This window comes from Methylicorpusculum oleiharenae (assembly GCF_009828925.2).
Lineage (GTDB): Bacteria > Pseudomonadota > Gammaproteobacteria > Methylococcales > Methylomonadaceae > Methylicorpusculum > Methylicorpusculum oleiharenae.
Map to the genome: position 1 here is coordinate 4,615,446 of NZ_WUTY02000001.1, position 24,546 is coordinate 4,639,991.

The following is a 24,546-nucleotide window of genomic DNA, read 5'->3' on the forward strand; positions in this document are numbered from 1 at the left end:
AGTGTGGAGAATACATATCATGATGGTTAGATACGCACAACAAAAAGGAAAGGATCAGTGAAATTCATCCATGCGGCAGACATACACTTGGATAGTCCGTTAACCGGATTAAGTGCATACGCTGATGCCCCGGTGGAGATGCTCCGCACGGCGACTCGCGATGCGTTTACCAACCTGGTGACTGAAGCGATTGAGCAAGCGGTTGACTTCATGGTGATTGCCGGCGACCTCTACGATGGTACCTGGAAGGATCACAACACCGGCATTTATTTCTGTAGAGAAATGGGCCGTCTTAAAAAAGCGGGCATTCCGGTTTATCTGCTGTTCGGCAACCACGATGCCGAAAGTGAAATGACCAAGAAACTGCAATTGCCTGACAATGTCTTTGCCTTCGACACCCGAAGACCCAATACTTTTCATCTGGCAGACCTAAAGGTTGCCCTGCATGGCCGCAGCTTTAAGGAAAAAGAGACCCTGGAGAATCTAGTGACTGGCTATCCGGCTCCACTGCCAGGCATGTTCAATATTGGCGTGCTGCATACCGCGCTTGAGGGCAATGCAGCGCATGCATCTTATGCCCCGTGCAGTTTGAATGAACTTCATGCCAAGGGCTACCATTACTGGGCATTGGGCCATGTTCACGAGCATCAAATATGGGAAGGTGCCTCGACAGTGGTTTTTCCTGGCAACCTCCAAGGTCGTCATATCCGGGAGACCGGACCGCGTGGAGCGGTTATTGTCACTGCAGATGAGCACGGCATTCATGATATTCAGCGCCTTTTCGTCGATGTTCTGCGCTGGGTCAGTCTTGAAGTTGATGCTACCGAGTGCAAAACGCTATCGGAAGTCGTGACCCACATTGGCAAAGCGCTCGACGAACGGGTAGAAAGCAGCTCGTCGACCATTCCCCTAGCGGTTAGAGTCACCGTCACCGGTAAAACGGCTGCGCACGGTGATCTTTTCGGACTGGAACCGCAACTTCGCGCCGAAGTCTTGGCTTTGGCAGTCACCCTGGGGACGGAGCGACTTTGGATTGAAAAGGTCAAGGTGGCGACTGCTTCGGCAGATGACGGTGAGGCGCTGCGAGCACGAGCCGATGCCTTATCCGATTTGCAGGATCTACTTCAGGCGGCTGAATCAGACGCTGATTTCCTTAAGAGCCTGCAAGACGATCTTTTAGGGCTCGTCAATAAAGCTCCCTTAGAGTTGCAAACCTCAGTCCCTTATTTTAAAGCCATCCGTTCAGGCGAGTTAGTGGACTTGGTTCGCGAAGTCCGTCCGGGACTGCTGTCTCATTTAGCCAAGGTAGAGTGAACTGACGATGCGATTCAACCGCTTGGACTTAATCAAATACGGCAAATTCTCTGACCGCTCGGTTATGTTTCCAGTAGCCAAACAGGACTTTCATCTAATTGTCGGGCCTAATGAGGCCGGCAAGTCGACATTGCGGTCCGCCATTGTTGATTTGTTGTTCGGCATCCCGCCGCGTTCTCAGCTCAGTTTTTTACATCCGCTTAATGAACTACGTTTGGGTGCCTCCATCAGCAATGCCTCAGGTTCGTTAGACTTTCACCGGGCAAAGGCTCTAAAACAAACCCTACGTTCACCACAGGATGTCGTCTTGCCCGATACTGCGCTGACACCGTTCTTAGATGGTGCGGATAGACATTTCTATGATCAAATGTTTGGTCTTGACCATACGCGCTTGGTGTCCGGAGGCAATAGCATCCTCAATGCCGAGAACGACGTCGGCCAGATCCTGTTTCAGTCGGCGGCGGGTGTTGCCAGTCTCGGTAAAATTCGTGATGCGCTGATCGCCGAGGCGGATAAGCTTTGGGCACCCCGAAAAGCCAATAACCGAGAGTATTACATCGCCGCAGATCAGCTCGACAAGGCGACCACCGCGTTAAAGGAAGCCACTGTCCGCACCAAAGTCTGGGTAGACGCCAATAGTAAGGTCGAATCTCTGCAAGAAGCGCTCAGTCATGAGCGCGAACGACATCAGCAACTCCAAAGCCAGCGTAATCGGCTTGAGCGCATTCGAAGGCTCGCCCCGTTTTTGATGACCCTGAGGGATAACGAACATAAACTCGCTGAACTGGGTGAAGTGATAGAACTGCCTGTCGACGCCGCTGCTACGCTCGCAACTGCAGAACGCGAGCTGGCTATCGCCCTTGAACGCCTAGAACTGCGCAATGATGAGGTTGAAAAAATCACTGAAGCGTTATCCAACATCGATGTGGACGAAGTCGTACTTGAACTGGCTGCCGACATCAGCAAACTCGATAACCTTCGCCTTCAATACAGCGCCTATGAGCGCGATATCGCCAATCGAAAAAATGAAATAGCCGTGCTTTGGCAAGCGGTGGGTCAAGCCTGCAACCAGTTGAGTTGGGCCAAAGACTCTGAGAGTGCAATTGCCCAACGTCTACCAACACTGCTGGTCCGGCGCGAACTCAGGCAACTGGTCCGCGACCGCGGCGGCATTATTCAAACCCTACGGGCAGCAGAACAGGCAGAAAAAACCAAGTGTTCTGAAATCGAAACACTATCAAAGCAGTTGGCTGAGTTGCAGATGGGCGAGGTCAAACCCGCGCTACGTGCAGCATTAGCCAACACCAAATCATTCGGTGACACCGAATTAGCCCTCCAAATGCGCCAAGCTACGCTGACCAAGACGAAGTCAGCGTTGGACAATCTATTGTTGGAGTTGGGGCAATGGCAAAAGCCTTTGCCTGAGTTAATCGCATTGCAGCCGCCTAGCCAAGAAAAAGTAAACCGATTGATCCAAGAGCGGCAATCCCTAATTGCTGACCGGAAAGCTGAATTATTAAGGCTAAAAAATCAAACAGCTGAGGTTGCCAGAATTGAACTACAAATTGCCCAGTTTAAAGCGCTCCATCATCCTATGACACTAGCGGCGGTGATTGAAGCGCGGACTGAACGAGATACGTCTTGGGAAGCGATAAAAACCGGTGAAATTGATCTGCAGCGAGAGGGACACACGTTTGAAGAGAAGATGACCCATGCCGACCAAGTTGCCGATAAGCGACTCGACGATGTCGAAGAAGCAACCGAACTCCAAAGCTTGAATCAGCTGCTTGAACGGGAGCAGCAGAGCCTATCGATGATTGAACACCAATGTGCACAATGGGAAGCAAAGCTTCACGTGTTCGATGACCGATGGGGGCAGGAAGCACTGTCAATGGGTTTAAACGGCATGCCCTTAGAAGACATGGGGGCCTGGATTATTAGACGGGAAAAGGCGCTGTCTGCTGGTATTGCATATCAAGATGCACAGGATGAATTTGATTCATTTAGCCGTTTAGTTGCACAGTCCCGACTCAATCTCGTCAAGGCGTTACAAGAAACGCGGCTTCCTGTGGTCGAGACGGATAGCTTGTCTGTCCTGTGCATTCAGGCCGAAGACTATATCCACGCCACCGACAGCGCCAAAATTCGGCACGAAACTTTATCGGCTCAATTGCTTACCGCGCAGTCACTGGCGACGACGTTAAGGCAAGCCACTGAGAATGCGAAAGCTGAGGAAAGCCGCTGGTCTAAAGCTTGGTCAACAACTCTGGCTAAAACGGGGTTGCCTCCTGACAGCGATATTGGCACGACTGAAGGTGCTCTTGAGCTCATCGAGCAAATAGCTGAAAAGTTAGAAAAGATGCGGCAGATTCAAGTCGAGCGCATCGACACCATGAATGCTGACCTAAAGGAGTTTTCTATTGAAGGGAATCGACTCGCGCAAATCATTGCCGCTGAGCTCAAAGATCAGCCAGCCGAGCAAATTGCTCAAACGTTAGCCAATCGTTTAGATCGAGCCCGCGAGTCTTTTACTGAAAGCAGTCGGCTTAAAGAAGCCCTGCGAATTGCAAACAGTCAGGTCTTGGAAGCCAAGGAATCAAGTCAAACCGCAATGGCGAGTTTGAAGCCGCTCATGGAAAAAGCGGGGGTCGACACCACGGCTTTGTTGAATGAAGCAATTGGCCGATCTGACGAGCAACGCCGCCTAAATGCCGCGCTGGCAGAGGCTAAGGCAGCTCTTCTCAGTGGGGGGGATGGTCTTATACGGGAACAACTCGAGGCTGAGATTGATGCAGCCAACCTGGTTCAGCTTGCCGCTGAACTCACACGCATCAACGATGAAATTGCTGATGCAGTGCAGCAGCAAACAACTCTTTCGGCTGACCGTGCAAATGCCTTGGGGGTTCTGTCCGAAATCGGTGGATCAGACGCGGCAACACAGGCGGAGGCCCAACGCCAAGAAGCGCTTGCGCAAATGTCGGATGTTGCAGAACGCTATGTAAAAGTTTTCACCGCCGGCCGCTTGCTCCGTTGGTCTATAGACCGCTATCGAGAAGAAAAGCAGGGACCCCTGTTGCAACGAGCGGGTGCTATCTTTTCGACATTAACGTCCGGATCATTTACCAAGCTGATTCTTGATTTTGAGCGGGAGCCCATGGTCCTAGAGGGGCTTCGCTCCGATGGCACGCTGGTTGGTATTTCTGGCATGAGTGACGGCACACGAGATCAGCTTTACTTGGCACTTCGACTAGCGGCCCTGGAAATGCACTTGGAGCAGGCCATGCCATTGCCCTTCATCGCAGACGATCTATTTATCAACTACGATGATGTCCGATCAAAAGCGGGGTTTGAAGCACTTAAGGCATTATCCGAACAAACCCAAGTTATTTTTCTTAGTCACCATGACCACTTGATCCCAACAGTTCATGAGGTTTTTGGTAAACAAGTGAACGTTGTACTCTTGTGATTCATCCCTCATATGGATAAATATCAACAATCTCCTCTTTGGAAACAGGCATTCCTTAAACAGGATGACGGCTTAGACGCCAACGAAATAAGCTAATTAACAAGAACGATTCAGGGATGATAAGAAAACTTAGCCGCCCGCCGAAAGCGTGTTGTACCTTGCCAATGTATATGGGATTTTTGATGAGCGAACCGAAATCAAGCACCTGCACCCGTCTTGCCGAGGTGATGAACATTTCTCACGACAGTGTGAATCGTTTTCTGTTGCGGGAACACTACGAACCCATCAGGGCAAACGCATATAAATAATTTGAAAAACAGTATATTACGAGGTTAAAGCAATACTTTTTGCAATAAAAGTATATGACCCCTGTTTTGTAGAGTATTTTTCGAAATTACCCGACCCTCGAATAAACCGTAATAAGCTGCATGAGTTAATGGACATCATAGTTTTAACCGTATGTGCCGTGATCAGTGGTGCTGAAGGCTGGGAAGATATAGCCGATTTCGGTCATAACCAATTAGATTGGCTCAGGCGTTTTGTTCCATTAAAAAACGGTATACCCTCTCATGACTGTATGGGGTATGTCATATCAAGGTTATCACCTAAAGCTTTCCAAGAGTGCTTTATCAGTTGGACACAAAGCGTGAACACCCAAACAGAGGGTGAGCTGATCAGTGTGGATGGCAAAACGGCGAGGGGATTGCGAGATCGTAAAAACAGCAAAAACCCGTTGCATAGGGTGAGTGCATGGAGCGCTTCAAACCGAGTGGTTTTAGGCCAGGAAGCGACAAATGAGAAGTCGAACGAAATTACCGCCATCCCCAAACTGTTGGCATTACTGGAGCCAAAAGGCTGCATCGTGAGCATTGACGCAATGGGCTGTCAACGGGACATTGCCAAACCGATCGGTGGCGATTATGTGTTGGGCCTGAAAGGTAATCAAGGCAGCCTGCATGAAGCCGTCGAGAATTATTTCACAACGGCTCAAGCGGCTGGTTTTAAACCAATAAAATATGATTATGAGGAGGAAGTGGAGCACGGCCACGGGCGCTTGGAAACTCGCCGCTACTGGATCACCGACGATTTGCGCACACTGCCGAAAACAGAATCCTGGGCAGGTTTACGGACTATCGGCATGGTTGAAAGAGAATACGAAGAAGCCGGTAAACAGTTTAAGGAAAAGCGTTTTTTCATCAACTCTATTCCGCCTGTTGCTAAAACATTTGCCTATGCGGCGCGGGGACACTGGGGGATTGAGAATATCCTGCATTGGCGTATGGATGTCGTGCTTCGAGAAGGTGCCAGCCGGATTCGCAAGGGAAACGCTCCAAGTATTATGACGAGTATCCGACATCTCGTTTTGAATCTGTTCCAAAAGAGCCTTCAAAACTAAGCCTTGCTAAAAAACGCAAAGTGGCCGCTTGGGATGGCGACTTTCGTAGCAAGGTGTTGTTTGCGGATAATTTTTAATGCGTTTGCCCTGACTACCGGGTCTTCGACAAGGCTGAAGGAAAAACCAAAAATGATTATTTTCTCGACATGTTAGCCGAGGTGTTGGCCTGGGGATTACAACCGAAATTTATGACCGGGGATAGTTGGTATGCCTGTGTGGACAACCTCAAGACGGTAAAAAACCACCGGATGGGGTTTATGTTTGCGGTGGAAAGCAACCGCCGGGTCTCCACGGAAAAAGGCACCTGGGTCCAGGTGCAAAAACTGGATATCCCCGACGACGGGATGCGGGTCTGGTTACGCGATTTTGATAACGTGAAGCTGTTTCGGACGCGGTTAAAAGACCAACTGCGCCATTACGTGGTGTTCCTGCCAGAGGCTGAGGCTTATGAAGCTTTCAAGCAAGCCGAGTTTCAGAAGCTGCACGATCAGCATTGGCTGATTGAGCAATACCACCGCATGATCAAGCAGGTTTGCAACATCGAAAATTTCAGGTGCGAGGCAAAGTACCGATACTCAATCATATCTTTGCCGCTTTATGTGGCTATATTCATCTGCAGAAGCTGCAGTTTACAGACATTATTCTGAATGCTTACCAATGGCAAAAAGCGTTGTATCAGGATGTGGTCGCCACCTTCGTCACCCACTTCATGGTCGGCAAGGAATATTTGAACCCACAATTTCAGGCTTCCGTCAATGCGTAAGTCCTACAACTATAGAAATACTGACTGGGTGGTATCTATTCAAGTGCTGTCAGTCAAGAGGAAAACGCAGAAGTCCGTAATGTAGATATTAGGAACGCAAGACAAAATACTAGAAATAGCCTGATTTTTTTCATTATTCCTAAGTACATTCATTTGTTACGCATATTCTGCGCCATAAAATTATTTTCAAGTATTTCAGGGATATAAAGATATATTTAAATATTTTTTATTGGAATAAAGTATGTGATGTAAAAAAACAGACACTCTATTTGTCTTTGAAGCGCTTTTCGGCATTGAATTTGAGCCTGGCCGCCTTACTGATGCCAAAACCGCTCAAGCCCAACACAATCGCACCCCCTGTTAATGCGACCGGTCAACTTATAACTGTCGTTGTCACCCCCAAAAACCAAGTACTCCTCCTGCCGATAGAGTCGTCGTTGATAAGGAAACAATGGTAGCAATCGCAACACCCGTAGATAAAGCAGCTGTCGTTGCACCCGTCACGCTTTGCGGAATGCTTTTGAAGGGATATTATGCCCGATGACCATCAGAAATTCTGTCAATAAAAAAGGGCCTACGCGCTAACGTAAGCCCTTGCTTTATTTGGATCCCACGGACACCGATCAAGTGTCTATTTTGAACTGAATTTGTCTTTTTAAATCGACCTATGTTCAAAATTGGAGGTTTTATCCAGTTCGAAAGTCGCAGAAAAGATCGCTTTTGCCAGCTTAGCTCCGTTTGCAGGCTTGCTCAGAAAATGACTCAACTCATTATCATCAATCCGGTCAATTATCCGTTTGAACTGCTCCGCTTGGAGGATTTCTTTGCTGAGTAAAACGGTTCCACCTGTTTGAATCCAAAAGCCATCAAAATCGATCAGATACCCAGCCAGAATCATTCCCTGATGAGCGGTTTTAGCCAATTGATAATCGACAAGCCGGTAAATCACCTTGCTGAACACATCCACAACTTTTAAGGAATCGTTACCGTTCGTTTCTTCCACCTGATAAATCGCATATTGCGCATGGCTCATGCGACGCAGCAATTCCAATTCATATTCGTCGACTTCTTTGCTGAATAGGCGCAAGAATTTCTCCGCCATATTGAAGCCGTGTGGACGATAAGCGTAAATCGCGTAATCGGTAAACAAGTCCATTTCGGTTTCATTTTGAACCATCAAGGCCTTTTGCTGCCAAATCCCCAAATGCTTAGCGCAGGTTTTAATGTCGTCCTTCGTGAACTTTCTAAAAATCGTGCTGTTCAAATCCATCCCTCGATGACGCATCTCAGGATAATCGGCTGGAGTAAAGGTAAAATTGGCCATGAGCTATTGAATGATGATGCAAAGTTAGTTCATATCAGGTCGTGTCGTTTTTGCCGAGCCGATTCCCCCACCGGGAGACTATAAGAATTTTGGGCAAAAAAAAGGACCTACATTTCCATGTAAGTCCTTGTTTTGATTGGCTCCCCCGGACGGGCTCGAACCGCCGACCTAGTGATTAACAGTCACAAAACTAATCGTATCATAAAGTGTCAGTTAATCTAATATCTCTATATTTATCATATAATTAATATACATTTACGTATCAGTTCATCTCATTTAAACTCACAAAATCTCAAGCACAAAGCGACATTAAAAGCGACATTTTATGCTATAGTTTTTTCATAAACTTCAAATGAAATTTTATGATTTAGACGCAGGCATTCCTCATGATCAAGACCGGCTTAACAGACAGATTAATCAAAAATGCCAAGGCCGGCTCAAATACCATCAGATTAAGGGATAATTCTTCCGACCCTGCTTTAAAAGGCTTTATGCTCCAAATTTTACCCAGCGGCCTTAAAACTTTTGTGCTTTCGTACACCAGCCCTGAATCCGGCACAAGGCGTTTTATCAAATTAGGAACATACCCGGCTATGTCTTTGAAAGAAGGACGAGAAGCCGCTCGACAGTCTCGCCAGATACTGGATAAAGGCTTAGACCCGATCTCTTATGCGGAACAATTGAAACTTGACGCACTTACAGAGCAAGAAAAACAAAATAAACACGGAACGGTCGCGGAGTTATTTAAATTTTATTTGCTTGACCTGGAAATGGATCTCAAACGCGCAGTCAAACAAGTTAAATCGATTTATGGCAGGGATATTGGCCCCTGTATTGGTCATCTTAAATGCTGCGAGGTCTCCTCCGAACACATTATTGATATTATTGCCACGATAGAAAATAGAGGCGCCCCAACCCTTGCCAACCGGACACGAGCCTATCTTAGAGCAGCATTTACCTTTGGCCAGCACTGCAAAGCTTCACCTCGCTGGAAAAAAAACAAAGAACTTCCTGATTTCAACATCAGTATCAATCCGGTTATTGATACTAAAAAAGCACCGGGTGAAAATCGAGTCGCGAATCATCATCTTAATAAAGAAGACGTAAAAAAACTCTGGAGTCTAATCGGAGTGGCTGCCATGAGCCCCGATATGGCGCTTGCGATCAAACTGTTGATTGCAACAGGCCAGCGGGTTGAGGAAGTGCTTTGTGCAGCGTGGGCTGAATTTGATCAACAAGAATTATTATGGACTATCCCTGCTGAACGAAGGAAAAACAGAGGCAAAAATAAAAGCAAAGAGCCCCATTTAGTGCCTTTAACTGAGTTCCACTTCCACTTATTGGATGAAATTAAGCAGTATTCCGGCACCAGTCGATTTTTATTCCCTCATCACCTGGATGCGTCCCAACCTCGCACCAGTGACTCGTTATCGCAAGCGGTTTCCCGGTTCTGTTCGCCACAGGGAAAAAGCAAACGGGAATGCTTTCCCAAATTTGCCCCCAGAGATTTACGCAGAACCTGGAAAACGTTGGCAGGCAGCATCGGAATTGGCCTTGAAGTGAGAAACAAAATTCAGGGGCACGCTTTTCAAGACATTGGCTCCATCCATTATGACCGTTATGATTACTTAAAAGAAAAGCGATTAGGCATCGAACAATGGACACGCTGGTTAGAAACCATTCTTACCCCATAATTAAATTCTATTTACCTTGATCGAATACACCGCCTTAACCCACCAATACCGAAACCTTTAGTTTTAATTGGCCGAGTGGTATAAGAAAATTAGACCTTTCGGTGATAATGGGGTTTATCACATACGCATTAATGGGCAGTTCGTCACCGGGAACATCCGTGTTTTCTGGCTAACTGTGAAGTTTTCACTATATCGCCCACTAGAAAAAGTCTTGATCTTGCTCGCGACAGTGCTACGTATATCAGTTCCTTGTTGGCTTCTATATCTATCTGATCTCCAATCCAAAACAAAACGATAGCGCTCTCAAGTCCTTTAAATCGTTTCACCGTATCAACTAAGATAGTTTTGGGTTGCCAAAGGGACTCAAAGCTCCAATTGCTGCCGCTTGGACAACCGGCAACTTGCAATGCCTGATAATAATGATCCTTTTGGTTGGCCAGAACCAAAACAACCACGTCATGAAGAGCCACTTGCTCTTTTGTGATTAATTCAGAGACTTTATCTTTGATAAGCTTTGCTTGATTATTCAATCCACTGGCTTCTAATATCTCGTGGGGAGCCCCTTCGATATCCGGTGGATCAACTTCATCGCCAATATAATACTGATAAGCTAACTCGTGTATATTTTTGGTATTGCGGCAGTTTTCAATTAGCAATAATGGCGGGTCCTGAATAGGAAATGTTGATGCATTCCGATAGACGGCTTGGTTAGGGTCAAAAAATATATAAAGATAAGCATCTTCCTCATCGTCCAGTAACAATTCAATCGGCAGCCAATATTCGTCGCCAAAGTCTTGTCCTTCATCTACTACGATTGCCTGGTATCGAAATTTGTCCAGCTCGGTCGATCTGGAAAGCGCATAGGGCATTTGTAGATCAAATAATGAACTTCCCGGATAAGCTTGTTTGGCTTCTTCAAGCAAATATTGGCCTGTAACTTTGATTCGCCAATCACACAGTTGATGAAAGGATAAGGCATGCAAATTTTCCAGACCTTGTGTTTCCCGTTTCAGAAAATCAGCAAGCGCTCTGTTATAGCAGACAAGAAGTGTTTTTATACCTTGTGAAGCCAGTAATTTTGCATGCTGTAAGGCAAGGAGAGTTTTCCCGGTTCCAGCACCGCCGGAAACAGCAGCCCGCTTTCTATAACGAAAACTACGCAAAACTCTTGCCTGACGCTCAGTTAGTTCAATTTGGCGTCGGAACTCTTGATCAATGGTTAGTGCTAACGGCACGTCAACTCTGATGCTGTGACAATAAAGAGACTCGATAATCCGCATTCCCCTCTGTCCCAAAGGTTGTGCTTGATAGCTCCCTTTGCTCCAGAACTCAAATACTTTGCTTACCCAATCAGATGTATCATTGAGGACAGCCCGGCTACCGATTATTTCAATCGGTCTGTCAGGAGAAATTAGTGCACTAATATCAGGCAGATCAGGAAATACTGCTGCATGCCCTATCGTTATGCGCGGCATTCCGGTTGCGCCCCATCCTTTTTCAGCTTTGAGATTTCTAAGAATTTCATGTTTAGCGTTTTTTGCTTGGCGAAAAGGATCTTTAATCGAATGCAGATTTTTATAACGATCTATCGACCACCACTGGCGATCATTAGCATCAAATTTGACCCCGCCGCCTTTAACCTCAATGACCAAAATCCCTCGGTTTGGATCAAAAATAACGAAATCAGCTTCCGCGTCTTTGGGGCCATCATTTGCGGAATTAACAACTAATTCTAGAGAATGCAAGACAAGTACATCGCTCTTAAGGCCATCTCGAAGTGAACAATAAACTGAACATTCTGCCGCAGAAGGTACCAAATTTAAGGCTGACTCATTAAGTTCGGGAATCATTCGAGCCATTGATTATAATCTCCGCCAGTTTGGGTTCCAGGGGACTGTAGTAGTCGAGTCATCTGCTAATTTAATTTTGACTTTCCATAATAAGCCGCGCTGGAAAGCTTCTAAAATCGTAACAATTGAATTATCCCGCTCATACTGTGCGCCAACTTCCGGTTTGCCGTTCGGTTGGGCTTGTAATACACGATGGGGATCAAAATGAAAATCTCTCCAACCTGCGTCCGGAATGTGTCAATGACATTGAGACACCAAGTTGTTTTATTTAGTGTCTAACTGTTGTTTATTTATGGGTCAAGTTTCTCCTTTGTGTTATTAGGCGGATTGATCCAAACGGCGTTGGGCAAGCGGGGCGGCAAGGGGCACTGTCCTTTGAATCGCTTTGGGTTGGCAAGGAAAGCCGTCTCCAGGGTTTTGGCGCGGGCTTGGTATACCGCAGCCGCTTGGTCGAAGTGGACGGTGGCCGGGGTCATGTAACCGATGCCCGAGTGGCAATGGGACTGGTTGTACCACTGGAAGAAGCGTTGGCAATGGCTGCGGGCATCTTCAAGGCATCCGAAGCGGACGGGGAAATCAGGCCGATATTTCAGGGTTTTGAACTGGGCCTCGGAATAGGGATTGTCATCTGAGACATAAGGCCGGCTATGGGTCTTGGCGACCTCCAGATCGACCAGCAAGGCGGCCACCGGCTTGCTGCGCATGCTGGAACCGCGGTCGGCATGCAGCGTCAGCGTATGCGGCGTGATGTTGTGCTTGGCCACTGTTTCGGCGATGAGCTGCTCGGCCAGTTCGGCGGTTTCCCGCGGAGCGACCATCCAACCGACCACATAGCGGCTATAAATATCCAGGATCACATACAGGTGGAAACAGGTCCATTTGGCCGGGCCTTTGAGTTTCGTGATATCCCAGCTCCAGACTTGATTGGGCGCGGTGGCCAGGAGTTCCGGCTTGGTATAGACCGGGTGCAGCCGTTGGCGCCTGCGCTCCGCCGACAGGCCGTCCGCCTCCAGGGCGCGGTACAAGGTGCGCACCGAGCCGATGTAGCGCCCCTCGTCCAGCAGGGTGGCATAGACAAAATACGGCGAGCAATCGGCGAAGCGTTCGCTGTTAAGCACCGCCAGCAGTTGCTGGCGCTCACTGGTCGAGAAAGCCAACGGGACGGACGGACGAGGCACCCGCGTTACCGGCACAGGCACCAAGAGGCGCCGGCGGGCATCCTCGCGATAGACCGAACTGCGGTTCGAATTCAGGGCCGCGCAAGCCGACGCCAGGCCGACCTCCGGGGCCAACTGGTTAAGGGCTTGCATCAGCAGGACTCGCTCGGCGTCTCGTCCGTCGGCAGACCGAACAAGACGCAAAGTTTTTTTTGGACCTCAATAATGGCATTGGCCTGAGCCAGTCTGCGGCGCAGACGCTCATTTTCCTGGGTAAGTTGGTGCACACGACGATCCTCGGCCTGCGCAGGGTCGGCCTTGCGCCCGCGTTTTTGCGGCGCCAACGCGGCGCGCTCATCGGCAGCACGCTGCCTACGCCAAGTGGACAGATGGGAGGAATAAATCCCTTCTTTGCGCAATAAAGCGCCAATCTCACCCAGCTGGGTACAGCGATCAGCGGCCTCCAGGATGCGGCGCTTGTCGCTGCTGGTAAATTGTCGGCGCTGGGCGGTGGCAACCACCTCTGGGTCGGGCCGCGCGCCGGAGGTCGCGTTTTCAGCCGCCCTACGGGCGTCTTCCAACGCGACCTCCGGCGCAGTTACTTGTGGTGATTCCATGGTCTCTGCTTTCGATTTGCTCATGATTCTGGCCTACCTTTATACTCTAATTTCCGAGGGGTAGGTGTCTCAGGTCATATTGGCACAGGGGGGTCAAATCTAAATTCCGTCGCTTGGTGGAAGGGATTTTGGATTGGAGTCACAACTGACCGACCGCCATCTCTAGCGTGTTCAACAATATAAAGCCACCAATTTGAACCAAATTTAATTGCTGTATCGTATTGAGCACGGGTAACACCTACACCTCTTGCCCCCCAAGCACCATCGATACTCTTAACTTCTATATAACGAAGTCCTTCTGGGCTTTCAGATACGATATCGTAGCCTTCGTTATTTATAGGCATTTTCTTGGGAGTACGACCGGCTTTCATTTCCCAATTCATTACGAAAGATTCACCTGCGTCACCAATATCTTTAGCTTCGGATTCAGTTGATTCCGTATCATAATCCCTTTGCTCTTTTTCATGCACATAACTGCGAAGGCGGGCTTGATTGGACTTACTCGAATCCTTGTTTCCCCCCTCCACCCAAGAGGTGCTGCTGCCATGTCCTGGTTCAATTGACGGGGAGTTTTGGTCAGAGGATTTCTGTCCGGAAAAGTCCGAAGCCCCGCCACGGGCACTTGAGTTTGTAGATCGAAACTTTGCTCTGAATTTTCTATAAGCGCCACGACTAAATTGTGGCAGGGACTGGCGATGCAGAACCGGAACTGGCTCGGGCTCATTTTCGACCACGTCTTCCATCCCAGAACCATAACTTTCGCCAACAAAAATATTCTGGACTTCACTATTATCATGCTGAATATTTTGATCTACCGAAGTCGTAACTTTTTCGTATGATGCTTCGTTAAATTCATGGGAATCATCTGGTTCAAATTCATTGTCGCCTAAATCCAGTGATTGGCCGGTTGGAATAATTGCTACTTCGTCTTCGTCCAAAACTCTGGACATGTCCTCAGACTGTTTTTCAAGAATTCGACTTAATCGTAGTTGATCAGAAAGCTGGCAAAGCTCACAAATAGTTCTGACTAATTCATCCAGCATTCGGCGGCGAGATTTACGATCTTTTAGCCACAGCCTAGAATAATTAGTTTCATTCTCCAAAAAACTTGAGGCATCAGAAATTTCGAAAGCAACAATTTCCTCCCCTGCTAAGTCGATAACACTTTCTATTTGAATGGTTGATGTAATACGAATTTCAAGTTTTTTGGGGCTATCAAATATGGGGTTATTTACAACCTCCATTGGATTGGCATCATTTTTTGCTAAAGCTTCTTCATATGCGATTCTTATTAGACATTCCCGAAACTCTCGAGATCTAATCCGATATTGAATTTTCTTTGCAAAATCCTGATTTTCGATAAGTTGTGGTGATACCGCCAACCTATCCTGAAGTTCAGCATGGAGGGATCGTGCTCCAGAATAACGGCCAACATCAATTGCATCATTATTGTCCTCAATCAATGGTAAGGCGGTTTTGCAATCGACCTTCTTCAATCTCGAATCGTCCGGAATTAAAGATAAAGAGGCATAATGCAGTTTTCCTGATTCAAGAGGTACTAAAACATCGTTTCTTTCAAGCCATTCCGGTGGCGCAGAACGCAACTGTCTAATTACACGTCGCGCCTGATTTAGAGCATCTAAATTCAAAACGCTATAATCAGCGGCTTCAGCTAAATCGATCAACATTTGGCGCCAATCATCAAGTTCAGGAGTTTGACGAACACCTAAACGTTCCAAGCCAAGTCGCAGTACTTGATCATTATTGGGAAATTCATCCTTTAAAGAAGCGGCCCAAGTTGTCGCAAAGGGTAATTGAAAAAAACATCGGGAGGGTAGCCACCATTTATCAGCTATAAGAATACAGAGCTGTTGTGATAGTTCTGATACGGCCACTGAGTTTGCTTTATTTAACGCCCAAGGAATATGAGACTGCCGACCAATAAATCTATATACATCAAAAGCACAACGGCGGATCATATCAAGTTCAGCTTCTGTAGTCGGATTTGGTAAATTCCGGACTATGGCAAAATGCTCCATTACGTCAACAATTGTTACATCAGTTTTAAGTCCTAATGCTTCCGCCATTTCTTCTTTAAATTCCTGGCTGTCTAATACTGGATATTTAGATGACGCAATATTTCCAAGCCGAGAGGGTACTATTTGATCTGGCCTCCAAAGCGAGTCCTGCAAGCCTGAATAATAAGCAGCATATTTGGCAAATTCGGCAGGTACAGCGGGTAACCAATCAATTTCTGCTAGCGTTCCAGCAAACGTTTTGTTTTCATTACAATTTATATTGGCTAGTTCCCCCCAGTTATCGCTGATATGAGCTATCAGGTTTTTAAGTGGTGTACGAATCGCCGCAACACCTTGTTCATGGGATATGTCGACTAAAGTTCGTATTTCATTGAGCAAATCAGATGCTAATGGCTTCCAAGGAAGTCTAAAATCGTCAAAAAACTTATTCCACAGATCTTGATCGGATGAAAAAAACTGTTTGTCAGGAATTCGAACGCGATTACCGAAAAGTTTTTTGGGTTCACTCGCATTAGGGCGATAAACTTTAGATGGCGCGCCGTTGCCTCCACCGCTAATAGGCAAAATCGGGGAGTTACGAATCAACTGATGAAGTCGTTCACGATCGGTTTGTTCTAGGTCTCTGGCAATAAGCTGATATTCGTCACGAAGCCAAACAAGCAGACTATGGCGTTTTTCATTAGTGATATTCGATGAAAAAGTCGGCAATAAGGCTTTTTCAACAAACGTGCTCCCATTAAGAATATTCATGCCAAGGTTTGAGAATATCAAACGCCATTGATCATTCTCCCCAGTATCTAAAAGCTGATATTCTCCTTCAAAACCTGTTGGCGGATGGAATGAACCCGGTATGTAAGCATTGGGTTCTTCGGCATTTATCCTTTGACCACTGGTAGTAGGCAAAAATCTTAATTGCCGTAGAAAAGGGAGGCGACTGTCATCAGATTTTATCCAGTTTCTATCTGATGCGAGAAAGTCTAGTAAGGGAAACAGCACATTCTCTCTGTCGTCTAAAGCACTATCGTCAAAAGTTTCGTTCTCGGCATGATCTTTGAGATTGTAAGCTATGTCGTCAGGCGTTAGCTGCCAGACAAATCCCTTATTCTTTGAAGAAAATCGATCAATTATTTGTATTAGCTCAGATGAGCCTTCAAGCAATGGGATTTTAAGGGTAGTCAAAGCATCGAGTAGACGCTTATCCTCAATTTTATGTGTTATAAGCGGCGTCTCAATTAATCCCATTTCCCGAAAACTCCCGAACTGATCGGGAACTACTTTCAATACTTTAATTTTATCGGCATAAACCTTAATAATTTCTGGATTTTGCCGTTCAAGATAATCAAAAAATGTGCATAGCCATGAGTTGTCTGGATTTCCCTTTGCTAATATTTCCGGAACCCAGCCTAGAAAGTTACCAAGATCAAATGTAACAACATTAATTTTTTCAAAGGCTTTTGAAATGCTAATGGCAGCTTCATATTCAGCATCAAACAATCGTTCTGGAAGTGCCTGCAGCAATAGTCGAATTTGTTCGTTTCCGTCATCTATAAAAATAGTTCCGCAGGCAGTGTATGTATGCAGCAAGCCATCACTGAGTATTGCAAGGGGTAAGTTGGCTAAAGAATTAAAATTTCCACCTGAACAAAATTTCGCTAACGAGTAAATCCACTTTCTATTTCTGAGCATTTGCTTTGGAGCTTCGTCCAGCTCGCAGGCATTGCCCAACGCACTGTCAACGTCTAATAAATAGTCACGTAACAATGCAGGTGTTAAACTTGATATTGATTGGTCTGCTTCATCAAAACCTTGTTTTACAAAGTCATTCAAAGGGGGAATACAGATTGACCAACCCTCCGCTATAAATGGCTCTATTAGTTGACTGTGCCACGATTGCGACAAATCGAGCACACCATCGTTTAGTCCATACCAATGATAGCCGTCAGAATTAAACCCTCTAATTAGAGGCAATGTAGCGGCGACCCGATAAAATCCCAGAATAAGCGCTTGATTTATGTCGTCTGGAAGTTCTTCTGTTGGCCAAAGCTTATACGGCTCAACATTATGCTTTTCATCCCCAGCTACCTGAACCATCAACATCGCCCATGCTTTAGCAACTGCATGTTCCGTTAATGATTTGTTCCATTCATAACGGTCATGGTTTGACCCGCCTACTTCCGCAGATCGAGTTATACCCCGCCGATTGGAGCTCAGATCAAACCAGCCATGCAACCAAATCGGCCAATCGACTTTTTCAGGCAATGGGAGAAAACACGCTAAACCACCGGAAACTGCATTTGCTCTGGTTCCACTCAGCATCGTTGCCGCCCCTGCCCATGGAATAGCTTTTTCCCGATGCCTGCAAACTTTAAGGGCGTCCTCCAACAACTGATCGTTTGGGCCGCGAAATAATCCAGAGGTAACAGCCCACGTTTCATGATGTGCTATGCGGTCAATACCCAACAAAGAAAACGAATGATTGTATTGAACAACTGGTAACTCTTCGTCTGATGCCAACCATTTTTTGAGCAAATCCTCAGGCCTTCCATCCACTATATTTCTGAGAATAGAACGACTTTGTTCAATCTCTGACTCGTTTACGGTAGACAGTTGGTATTTAAGCTGCTCAGAGCCATCCTCGCCTATCTCCAAGACTTCAAGTGTATTAACTGACCGTAAGAAAATAATTAATGGCGGACCTATTTGGTTGAGTTCTTCCAAAATTGAGATGAAATCTTCGTAGGTAAAAGGTTCATCACAAATCTCGCTAATAACAGCATCCCCGCTTGTACGTAAAGGAAGCCGAAAAGCCGTTCCAGACAAATACCCCTCGCCGGGTTTTAATCCCGCCGGAGCAAAGGTTTCTAGCCAATTTGGGAAATATTCTTGTGCGACAGGAACTGACCAAGCGCGAGCATTTTTTCCCTTTGGGAATATACGCTGATGAGGATCGAACCAGGCGATTTTATCGGCAGTTAACAGGCTAGGATGATCAGAAACACTGTAACAAGTATTGAATCCAAGACCGAACCGGCCAGTACGATTCGAATCGCTGACTTTTCCACCATTCCCTATGTTTTGTATTCGCTGAAAATCGGCATCGGTGAATATTTGATCGTTGAAAAATAGCAGAGAAGGCGTTAAAGCGACCGCCATTGCTGTATTTTCCAAAGCACCTTTATGCAGGCGGTGATCATAGATGATCCGCAATTTCGATGCGCCGGCGTCGTCTGCATTTTGCAGAAACTCTTTAAAAAGACCTAAACCCTTTGGGTAATTTCTTACTAAATCTCGAAGGCGATCAGTGATACGTTCAATTTGATCGAAATCAATTTCTGGAGGGCTATGATTTATATTCACTGTCTTAATATGCTTGTTACCGTCATGAATTGCTATTTTTCATTTCAGTAATAATACCCACTAGTTCTTTTAAATCAGGGTTATGCGGATGTGTATTTTGCAGTTCTTTTACTAGTGCCAGCAAACCATTCTTCAGCTTACCATTTTGAGCTGACTTGGCGGCTGATTGCCAGCGTATTGCTGGTGTACTTCCTATCTTTAACTCCTTGCGCTTTCCACCAGCACGCTCCCAAATGTCATCTAGTTCTTCAGGAGCGAGATTACCTCCTAATTCAGCAACTCGAGATACAAGACTCTCCTCAATATTTGAAGTTAAGTTAGTATTTCCCATTTTAAAATCGATCTTCACACGCTGCCACCAAGAAAGTAACGTCTGACAGGCTTCCACCACAGATTGCAGTTCTGGTATTGCTCCCGACATATACCGATCATATGATTTTTCTGCCGCCCTCTTCCATCTTCTTTCAGACATCACTTTCCCGATTACTGTGGCTACACCTGGCTGCCAGTCTGCTCGTATTGATGATGAGATGCAGCTAATCAAATCCTGCTCGTCCAGCGACACATTCGATGATAAGAGCACGACAAAAACCTTGATTGAAAGACCAATTGTACGGGTTCGCTTGAGAACTTCCTGAGCCAGTTGAGGTTCAGGGCTGGAAACAACCTGCCCAGCATTGCAGGTTTGTATCAAGACATCTGCAACCACGGGGAGCAATGCCATACAACTGTCAGCACTCAACACGCTCCATAACTTTACTCTATCAGGATGATTAAAAGTAATTCCCTCCAAGTCTTTAGCAAGTATCGCGATGAGTCCCGATGACTCCTTTTCGCCCATCGTAACAGCATCAAGTAGCTTTAAACCCTGTATTTCTCGGTTAACGTTCGGTGGCCAACAAACGCCACCAGCAGCGATATGTGCAGCCCATAAATCACGCCAAACTGCCTTTCCCGCATTCAAGTCTTTCAACAATTGCGGTTCCCGTACTGTGCGCTGAACGACAAGCTGAATCAGTTGACTGTCAGGCGTATTTATCACTTCATTGATAATATCGCCACCTGACAAATGCGCGACTAGATATTTCAAACCATCAACCGCACTCCCCGGAAAATCCCGTTGAAGCTGAAATGCCTGCGATGGAGAATATAAATTCATTACTACCCAAGCGTGCAAGCCAGACCATTGCCGTGATTTCACTAGCGTTTCAAGTTGTCTTAGTGCCGTTTCGGATAGATTTATTTCATCATCAACAACATCAAGCAAACAGGTTTCAATTGTTTCGCTAGAAGGAATAATAGCTTGGAGTATCTCCGTGCAATCATGTAATCCAAGCCAATTAAGCGCGATCTTGGCCCACTGTTTATCAGGGTTAGAGAAACCTTTAAGCAGTGCTTGACGCACTGACGTCTGCCACCACGTTTCAGCTTTATTCTCTTCTAAGCTTGTGAGAAGCTTTCGTGATTCGTCTGTCGTTAATTTGTATGACTGAGTAGTAATCCAGTTTCCAACCGCATCTGGGAGCGAAGTATCATTTGGTAAGAAAACGGGGGTAAGGTTTCTGAGTTTTAATACGAACTCAGGTTTCTCAGCATTCAAATCAACAACCAGCGCCTTTAATGCTTCGGTTTTCAAATTTATTGCCTCGTCATGCGACGGAGTAAGAACCGATAAGGTACGCAAAAAACCAAGTGCATTATTGGGCATTGGACATTCGCGTAATTTATCCAAGCGATCCGCCGAGCGGGCTACCGTATCAAGTTCTTTCAGGTCACCAGAACAGAAATGGCATGAGTCCAATATTTCTTTAAAAGTAGAATCGTCTTCGCCTATCAGCCAGGTGGCCGCACGATTTATTGGAGCTGAATCCGAAGTAAAGCGGATCACCGTAAAATTGGCCCATCCAGGCAAACTCTGACGTGGCACGCAATACAGCAGTGGCGGTGCAACCGATTCACCACCTTGTGGAGGAATCACGACAACCCGCGCAGAAAAGTTGCGCCGCGCTTCTGGCCACAATCGTGACCAAATATCGGCAAGAATTCCCGGCCAAGCATCCAAATCTGAGAATACGGGAGTTCGCGCGACTTCTGATGACACCAAGGCCTCTGCCACAGAATGTAATTGCTCTGTTGATGACGCTGATATTGTTTCCATTCCTGAAAGCAACGCTAGCACAGGACGCAAATCATTGACGGCTCCAATATCTTCCCGTCGCCATAAAGCAACCTCACTACGCACCATGCCAGCTCGGTAAGCTGATTCATCGGGCATCGTCCACCATAGCACCCACCAATCGCCAACCGCACCGCAACCTAAAGACGGCCACCAGCGCTCTCCAGGAACGAGATGGCCGGGTGGTTTGTCCGTCAAGCCTAGCAATTCAGAGGGTAAGGAGGCTGGAGCTCCTTGCCATTCCAGTAATCCGTGACTGTTATCCTTTACACCGTACCGCGCCATGAGCGGCTGAATCACTCGACCCCCAACAGCCATGCAAGCGGGCGACTTAGATCAGCGTCCTTATGCCCATCTGGGTTAACAACCCAGCCCTGGTGCTCAGGCCCTTGGTTAATGAAATTTTCGTTATCACTATTCTTCTCTAATAGACAGCCTAATGCTGAAAGCCCCCAGATACTGATGGCAGAAGGCTTCCATATGCTATCGATAAATGCGGAGACCAAAGGTAGGTTTTTGGCTAACACTTGGCTAGGTAGCTGGTTATCTACCGCCAACTCATCGTAGCAGGAAAGCAGCACCGCAAGGCGTGGTTGTTTAAGGTGTGCCACTGTGCTCAAGCCAGCTACATGCAACAAAATTTGCAACAGCTCAACCCAGCGGGCGTTTCCATCCCAATTGCCTGCACGTGCTGTGGTGCCGTTACTATCTGATGATCGATTTGCCAGTTCTGTTAGCGCATCAGGATAAGTTGTTTCTTTTTTCAATCGTATGAGAAGCAGCCAGCCATCAGCTAAACGAAGTTCAGATCGCCACGCTTCAGTGACTTGGCGTTCGGTAAATATCGTAAGTAATTGCTCACCGCCGTAATCGGGCCAGCGCAAATCCAGCTCGTTGCCATGCTTATCCCTGAGTGGTAATAAAACATCAGTCCAGGTACCTGCCGAAGTGTGCTCTGCAGCATGACCATTTTCCAGGCAATGTAGCACTTCTTCCAGAGCGCTAAGATCTGCGGGTGTATCACGAAGTTCGAGCAAACCAGGATTCCGTTTCAAACGTCCATATAGTTGACCCGCAAAGTGTGTTTTTCCGCTATCCGGCCCACCGAGCAACAGGATTTCAGGCGTATGCATGACTACCTCGAAAAGCAGAAAATGGCTGATGATGGAGAACAGGCTCAACTAGGTAAGTGGCCGGCACCGGTGACCAAGCGGGACAAAGAGCTGTCTCCATTGCCTTCGTTAATGTGGCAGGCCGGTTAGTGCTAGAACTAACCTCTAGTGCGTGAGGTATTTGCCTTGTTAGTGTTTGTTGTATGGATGAACGGATGTCCGCGTTGGGTTCAATATCATCTTTTGCCCAGACCATTGTGGTGGGACGATCGCCCACATGATTTCCAAGTCGCTCCAAAATCTGGCGTAACTCATTTCGTGCCTTACCACGTTCCGGGTTTGACGTGGCAAGCCGATTGCAGTCTGCAAATACCAAAAACGCATCCGCGTTACGCACAACCCACCTAGCGCCTTCCGCCTCGGGTGCATCTTCCTTGATGGCCCAACGAGTAAACCATTCCCCAGGCGCATCAGCCAGCAGTATATCTCTGAACTCGCCCTTGGTATTCCGCAAAGCCAAATGAAGCAGACCCGGTACACGACTTGTCCCACGCGGTGTATGAGGTGGAAACAATGCAGGACGAGCCGCATCATCAAATCTCGTCCATGCAGCTAAAGCTTCCCATGCTCCCAAAGTACGAGACCCGGCGAACCCCGCATTTGCCAGTAACTTTCCTTGCAACAACTGCAAATAGTTGCCGGTTAACAGCGTGGTTTTGCCTGCATCATGTGCACCAAGAACGCCAATCAAAATAGTGCGACCACGTGGGCTCAAATTTGCCATGTCTGCTAAACCTAATGCACTGCCAGACCAAGGTACACGGAAAGTTGTTGCAGTAATACTTATCTCTTCGGATTTATCATCGGTTATCGTTGCACACCACGAATCACACTTGGCTAAATCCGTTTCTCCAAGAGCACAAGACTCGCCTTTATGAGCGAAACAACTTTTGTCTGCGCAAGGCTTATTCATGCGAGGCCTCTGCCAATTGCACCGCTTGTTCTTGTCTGAAGAATGTATGCGCAAATTGGGGGAAACTCATTTCATGCTCGCCGTTTGCTCCCATGCGCTTCAATGTCGATAAAACATCTTGTGCTTTGCCGGTTAGAACTAAGGCCACCCCATCACGCAAGCTTAAACGGCCTGTTTCAGGGGGTATGTCGAGCGTTTTCAGCCATTCACTGTCGAGACGACCACACACTTTACCTAGTGTTTCGAGCAACACATGCAATGTTAGCTTTTTACTGAAATCAGCATCAGGCAACCGGTTGACGGCTTCGGCAAGTAAGTAACCGACGCTGGCGGTTGTAGGCTGGACAACTTCGTTAAGCAGATCTACCGCCATCACTACAGTCGCAATAGCAGGATCGAGTTCACGATAGCTGCAACGCAATGTAGTCGAGTAAAGCGCCTCTGACCACCACAGGGAATTTAAACGAATTTGTTCAGCTTTCCTGGCCTCTTGGACATTACGCTGTTGGGTAACCAGAGACTCATTCACTGCTTGAGTTAACTTGGCAATATAAGTTTGCACTTCTTTAATTTCCACAAGCTGAGACTTATGAAACTTATCCGCCAATGTCTCTAATTCATCAGCAAGCAAGGTTTGCATCCTTGGCGCAAATTCAAAAGACCATGTGGAGCCGGTATTGGGCCATTGAGGATTTGGATTAGGTGCAGCTTTACTCTGATTATTATGAGGTCCAGCCGCACCTTCTATTTTTGTTAACAATCCCACTCTATCTACTTTCGGTGATTCAAGCGCAGTAGTCTTTGGGAACTTCAAGTCCACACCAAAGTTCTGATCGGCATCATCAGATAGAGCATGCCCCACCAGCGATTTCTCTTCAGCGCACTTGAACCAGGTTTCCAGTATCTGACGAACAATAGTTTCTTCCCTGCCCAACCGTAATAAGGGCAAAGTATCCGCCGCCGTTAGCCACAAGATAGCTGCATAATTTTCTTCCTCGGCCACTTGATTGCAGGCATCCAACAAAATGGCTCTGAGAATGTTGATAGGCCTATCAGGAAAAACCGAACGTACGGCTTTCCATTCCGCAACTAAAGCTTGTTCAGCTCTAACAATAATAGGATCGTCTTTATCTATGTCTGGATCAAGCCCAGCCAAAATGGCCCGAATCAGTTGTGGCGGCTGTTCACGAAGTTCTTGGGCGATGGCTTTGGCCGCTTGTTCAATTTTTGAAAAACGCCCATCGTCGCCTTCAAGTTTTTCGATAAGTCCGGCTTTTAGCAATTCGGTTAGTAAGTTGGACATCCATA

Annotated in this window: 12 protein-coding genes and 2 pseudogenes; 6 read left to right on the forward strand and 8 right to left on the reverse strand. The window is 46.9% G+C overall.

The features are described 5' to 3' along the window. Positions 1-57: 57 nt before the first annotated feature. From GO003_RS20550 to GO003_RS20570, 5 genes and pseudogenes are all read left to right on the forward strand, one after another. Positions 58-1,314 carry a metallophosphoesterase family protein gene (locus tag GO003_RS20550; protein ID WP_159653280.1) on the forward strand — a complete coding sequence of 419 codons (1,257 nt, stop codon included), beginning with the start codon at positions 58-60 and terminating at the stop codon, positions 1,312-1,314. A 7-nt stretch (positions 1,315-1,321) separates the two neighbouring features. Beyond that, complete coding sequence (locus tag GO003_RS20555; RefSeq protein WP_231089113.1) at positions 1,322-4,780, forward strand: YhaN family protein; 3,459 nt, start codon at positions 1,322-1,324, stop codon at positions 4,778-4,780. 119 nt (positions 4,781-4,899) lie between these two features. Next, a pseudogene (locus GO003_RS20560) lies at positions 4,900-5,064 on the forward strand (IS701 family transposase); the annotation flags it as partial. A 152-nt stretch (positions 5,065-5,216) separates the two neighbouring features. Further along, positions 5,217-6,176: an ISAs1 family transposase gene (locus GO003_RS20565; protein WP_231089114.1), complete on the forward strand. Its 960-nt coding sequence runs from the start codon at positions 5,217-5,219 to the stop codon at positions 6,174-6,176. A gap of 89 nt (positions 6,177-6,265) precedes the next feature. Next, positions 6,266-6,939: pseudogene (locus GO003_RS20570) on the forward strand (transposase); the annotation flags it as partial. 655 nt (positions 6,940-7,594) lie between these two features. Here GO003_RS20570 and GO003_RS20575 read toward each other — a convergent pair. Further along, positions 7,595-8,263, reverse strand: a complete 669-nt coding sequence (locus tag GO003_RS20575) for a hypothetical protein (protein WP_159658606.1) — start codon at positions 8,261-8,263, stop codon at positions 7,595-7,597. A gap of 386 nt (positions 8,264-8,649) precedes the next feature. Between GO003_RS20575 and GO003_RS20580 the strand changes: the two genes are divergently transcribed. Then, the gene (locus GO003_RS20580) at positions 8,650-9,957 is read left to right on the forward strand and encodes a tyrosine-type recombinase/integrase (protein WP_159658605.1); all 1,308 of its coding nucleotides are present in this window, start codon (positions 8,650-8,652) and stop codon (positions 9,955-9,957) included. Between the two features lie 143 nt (positions 9,958-10,100). Here the strand turns inward: GO003_RS20580 and GO003_RS20585 are convergent, their stop codons facing one another. The 7 genes from GO003_RS20585 to GO003_RS20615 all read right to left on the reverse strand — a co-directional run bounded on the left by GO003_RS20585 (position 10,101) and on the right by GO003_RS20615 (position 24,541). Next, positions 10,101-11,816: an AAA family ATPase gene (locus GO003_RS20585; protein WP_231089115.1), complete on the reverse strand. Its 1,716-nt coding sequence runs from the start codon at positions 11,814-11,816 to the stop codon at positions 10,101-10,103. Positions 11,817-12,097: 281 nt separating this feature from the next. Continuing rightward, a protein-coding gene (locus tag GO003_RS20590; RefSeq protein ID WP_407942127.1) for an IS3 family transposase occupies positions 12,098-13,581 on the reverse strand; the annotation gives its coding sequence in 2 pieces (ribosomal slippage) (positions 12,098-13,170 and positions 13,170-13,581; 1,485 coding nt in all). 74 nt (positions 13,582-13,655) lie between these two features. Beyond that, positions 13,656-18,977: a DUF3883 domain-containing protein gene (locus GO003_RS26455; RefSeq protein ID WP_231089116.1), complete on the reverse strand. Its 5,322-nt coding sequence runs from the start codon at positions 18,975-18,977 to the stop codon at positions 13,656-13,658. A 22-nt stretch (positions 18,978-18,999) separates the two neighbouring features. After that, the gene (locus GO003_RS20600) at positions 19,000-21,471 is read right to left on the reverse strand and encodes a GAP1-N1 domain-containing protein (protein ID WP_331001648.1); all 2,472 of its coding nucleotides are present in this window, start codon (positions 21,469-21,471) and stop codon (positions 19,000-19,002) included. Then, positions 21,450-22,286 carry a TRAFAC clade GTPase domain-containing protein gene (locus GO003_RS20605; RefSeq protein ID WP_159659094.1) on the reverse strand — a complete coding sequence of 279 codons (837 nt, stop codon included), beginning with the start codon at positions 22,284-22,286 and terminating at the stop codon, positions 21,450-21,452. Before GO003_RS20605 ends, GO003_RS20600 begins: the two co-directional genes overlap by 22 nt. After that, on the reverse strand, positions 22,273-23,238 hold the full coding sequence (locus tag GO003_RS20610; RefSeq protein WP_159659095.1) for a TRAFAC clade GTPase domain-containing protein: 966 nt from the start codon (positions 23,236-23,238) through the stop codon (positions 22,273-22,275). The genes GO003_RS20605 and GO003_RS20610 overlap by 14 nt, the downstream gene beginning before the upstream one ends. Beyond that, positions 23,231-24,541: a GTPase-associated system all-helical protein GASH gene (locus GO003_RS20615; RefSeq protein ID WP_159659096.1), complete on the reverse strand. Its 1,311-nt coding sequence runs from the start codon at positions 24,539-24,541 to the stop codon at positions 23,231-23,233. The genes GO003_RS20610 and GO003_RS20615 overlap by 8 nt, the downstream gene beginning before the upstream one ends. Between the last annotated feature and the right edge of the window lie 5 nt (positions 24,542-24,546).

What these genes read in the sequence shown, in the direction of transcription:
- GO003_RS20555 (WP_231089113.1), top strand. Translation starts at nt 1,322, where the DNA reads ATGCGATTCAACCGCTTGGACTTAATCAAATACGGCAAATTCTCTGAC.
- GO003_RS20565 (WP_231089114.1), top strand. Translation starts at nt 5,217, where the DNA reads ATGGACATCATAGTTTTAACCGTATGTGCCGTGATCAGTGGTGCTGAA.
- GO003_RS20575 (WP_159658606.1), bottom strand. Translation starts at nt 8,263, where the DNA reads ATGGCCAATTTTACCTTTACTCCAGCCGATTATCCTGAGATGCGTCAT.
- GO003_RS20580 (WP_159658605.1), top strand. Translation starts at nt 8,650, where the DNA reads ATGATCAAGACCGGCTTAACAGACAGATTAATCAAAAATGCCAAGGCC.
- GO003_RS20585 (WP_231089115.1), bottom strand. Translation starts at nt 11,816, where the DNA reads ATGGCTCGAATGATTCCCGAACTTAATGAGTCAGCCTTAAATTTGGTA.
- GO003_RS20600 (WP_331001648.1), bottom strand. Translation starts at nt 21,471, where the DNA reads ATGGCTGTTGGGGGTCGAGTGATTCAGCCGCTCATGGCGCGGTACGGT.
- GO003_RS20605 (WP_159659094.1), bottom strand. Translation starts at nt 22,286, where the DNA reads ATGCATACGCCTGAAATCCTGTTGCTCGGTGGGCCGGATAGCGGAAAA.
- GO003_RS20610 (WP_159659095.1), bottom strand. Translation starts at nt 23,238, where the DNA reads ATGAATAAGCCTTGCGCAGACAAAAGTTGTTTCGCTCATAAAGGCGAG.
- GO003_RS20615 (WP_159659096.1), bottom strand. Translation starts at nt 24,541, where the DNA reads ATGTCCAACTTACTAACCGAATTGCTAAAAGCCGGACTTATCGAAAAA.